Here is a 2,360-nt window from a genome sequence, read left to right as displayed (position 1 = left end):
CCATCCAACGCCCATCCAACGCCCCATTCCCATTTCCATCGTAATATTCACCTTTCAGGGCCCGCGCGCCCAGCGCCTCCCCGTATAACCTCTAGCCTGGAACCCCCATCCATGGACCGTTTCCTAGCGATGAAAGTCTTCGTCCGTGTCGTCGAGAGCGGCAGCTTCTCGAAGGCCGCCGATGCCTTGCGCCTTCCCGCCGCCAGCGTCTCACGCACCGTGCAAGCCCTCGAAGCTCACCTCGGCGCGCGCCTGCTCAACCGCACCACGCGCAGCATCAGCATCACCGAAGACGGCGAAATCTATTACGAGCGCTGCGTGCGCGTCCTCGGCGAAGTCGATGACATGGAATCCGTGCTCTCACGCTCGAAACTCAGCCCGAAAGGCACCGTGCGCGTCAGCCTGCCAGCCCTCATGGCGAAAAGCACGATCATCGGCGCGCTGCCGGAATTTTTCGCGGCCTACCCGGATATCCGGGTAGAAATGAGTCTCACCGATAAACAAGTCGACATCATCGAAGCCGGTGTCGATTGCGTGATCCGCGTAGGCGCTGTCGGCGATATCGGCCTGGTCGCGAAGACCATCGGACGATATTCGCAAATCACGGTCGCGGCGCCATCGTATATCGAGAAATACGGCGAACCGAAGACGCTCGAGGATCTCGAGAATCATTATTGTGTGGACTATCTGGTAAGCAAGACGGGACGCGTCAGGCCATGGGAATTCGTCGTGGACGGGGAAACGCGCACCGTTCCACTCAAGGCGATGCTCGCCGTGAACGACGCCGAATCGTACGTGGAATGTGGCTTGAAAGGACTCGGACTGATCCAGGCGTCGGGCTACACGCTGACATCGTATGTGGAAAGCGGGGAGCTGCGCGAGGTGCTGCAGGCGTATCCATCGTACCCGCGGATCGTGTCCATTCTTTACGCGGCCAACCGGCATCAGCCGCGTCGCGTGAAAGTGTTTATTGAATGGATAGCAGAGGTGTATAGGCGCCAATCATCGCTGCAAGTGCCTGCGGACGATCCGCTTGCCGGCCAGACGCGGCTTGCAGACCACTCGCTGCCTAACGGGCAGGTCAGGAACGGGCACGTTACGTCTTGACGGTCGCCGCGCTTTCAAATTTTGCGCGCGCGTGGTTATACATCCACTCGAGCGTGTCGTAGATCGGCGTAACCGGCACGCGGCCAATCGCACGACGCAACTTGACGTTCGAACCGACGAGCTTCGCAATCTCATTGCGGCGCATGAAGCGAGGGTCGACGAACACCTCGATCTCGTACCCCGCGATACGGCGCATCATGCCGAGGATTTCGCCAAGCGAATGGCCGATACCGGAACACGTGTTGAACGCTTCGCCCACGGGCGCTTTTTCGATCAATTGCGTGTAGACCTCGACGACATCGCGGACATCGGAAAAATCACGGCTCACCGCGAGGTTACCCAGCGACATTTTTTGTTCGTGGCGCGCGTGGTGATTGACGATCTTGGGCAACAGGAAATCTTCGCCCTGGCCGACTCCCGTGTAGTTGAACGGCCGCGTAAAGAAAATAGGCAGGCGGTCGAGCCATAAACGCGCCATGTTCTCCATGGCGAGCTTGCTGACTGCGTAGTCGTTGCCGGGATTGAGCGGCACGTTCTCGTCGATGACTTCCACGTTCGCGTTGCCATACACATTCGATGTGCTCGCCATCAGCACCGCACGGGGCTTTTTATCGAGGAGCGCGAGGGCATCGAGCAGATTGCGCGATCCCATGATGTTGACGAGATAACTTTGTGTCGGCGGATTGCCGGTAACGTGCGCAAGACCGGCCAGATGCACGACGACGTCCGGGTTCGCGTCGGACACGCAAGCGCGCACGGCGTCGAGATCCAGGAGATCGACCGGCACGCCGGTCGTCCCCGGTACATCGGCCTCCGATGCCGGCGAGGTCGTGCCCCACACGTCGTAGCCTTCGTCCAGCAGACGCTCAGCCATGTGGCGTCCGGTGAATCCCGAAAGACCCGTGATGAGAGCGCGGCGACGCTTCTTGCCGCCATCAGGATGTTTTGTGTCGTTCATTGCGCTTGGTATGTGCGGCGATCATGTCGCGGGTGGATTGCAGCGCCTTCTGTTTGCGCCATTCCGACATGGCGACCCTTGAGCAACTTATTGGTAAGCAAGCTTCGTGCTGCGCGCCAACGAGGTGCCGGGGCCATTTTTCGCATCGATTCAGCCGAGAATTTTAACATGCGGGTCATTACGCAAGGGGACAGAACAAACCGGGTTATTCGCTGCAGCGGCAGTGGGGCTCGCGCCGGGAAACGGCTGGAAAACTCGTTGAAATCGGGTTGAGCGGTTTTGGAATGGGAAGCTC

3 protein-coding genes are annotated in these 2,360 nt (G+C 59.4%); 1 reads left to right on the top strand and 2 read right to left on the bottom strand.

Annotated elements, in window-relative coordinates; all coding sequences use genetic code 11:
* Positions 1 to 111: 111 nt before the first annotated feature.
* Entirely contained in the window at positions 112 to 1,107 is a 996-nt protein-coding gene (locus ACFFAR_RS31025; RefSeq protein ID WP_082778815.1) for a LysR family transcriptional regulator, read from the top strand.
* Here ACFFAR_RS31025 and ACFFAR_RS31020 read toward each other — a convergent pair.
* Both ACFFAR_RS31020 and ACFFAR_RS31015 read right to left on the bottom strand, forming a co-directional pair.
* On the bottom strand, positions 1,097 to 2,065 hold the full coding sequence (locus ACFFAR_RS31020; RefSeq protein ID WP_086382704.1) for a GDP-mannose 4,6-dehydratase: 969 nt from the start codon (positions 2,063 to 2,065) through the stop codon (positions 1,097 to 1,099). The two genes, ACFFAR_RS31025 and ACFFAR_RS31020, sit on opposite strands and share 11 nt — an antisense overlap.
* On the bottom strand, positions 2,062 to 2,360 hold a 299-nt coding region (locus ACFFAR_RS31015), incomplete at its 5' end, for a hypothetical protein (RefSeq protein ID WP_375509205.1). The genes ACFFAR_RS31020 and ACFFAR_RS31015, both read right to left, overlap by 4 nt.

This window comes from uncultured Caballeronia sp. (assembly GCF_964243625.1).
Classification (GTDB): domain Bacteria; phylum Pseudomonadota; class Gammaproteobacteria; order Burkholderiales; family Burkholderiaceae; genus Caballeronia.
Note: the sequence above shows the minus strand (reverse complement) of the source record. Positions and strands in the feature narration are given on the sequence as shown.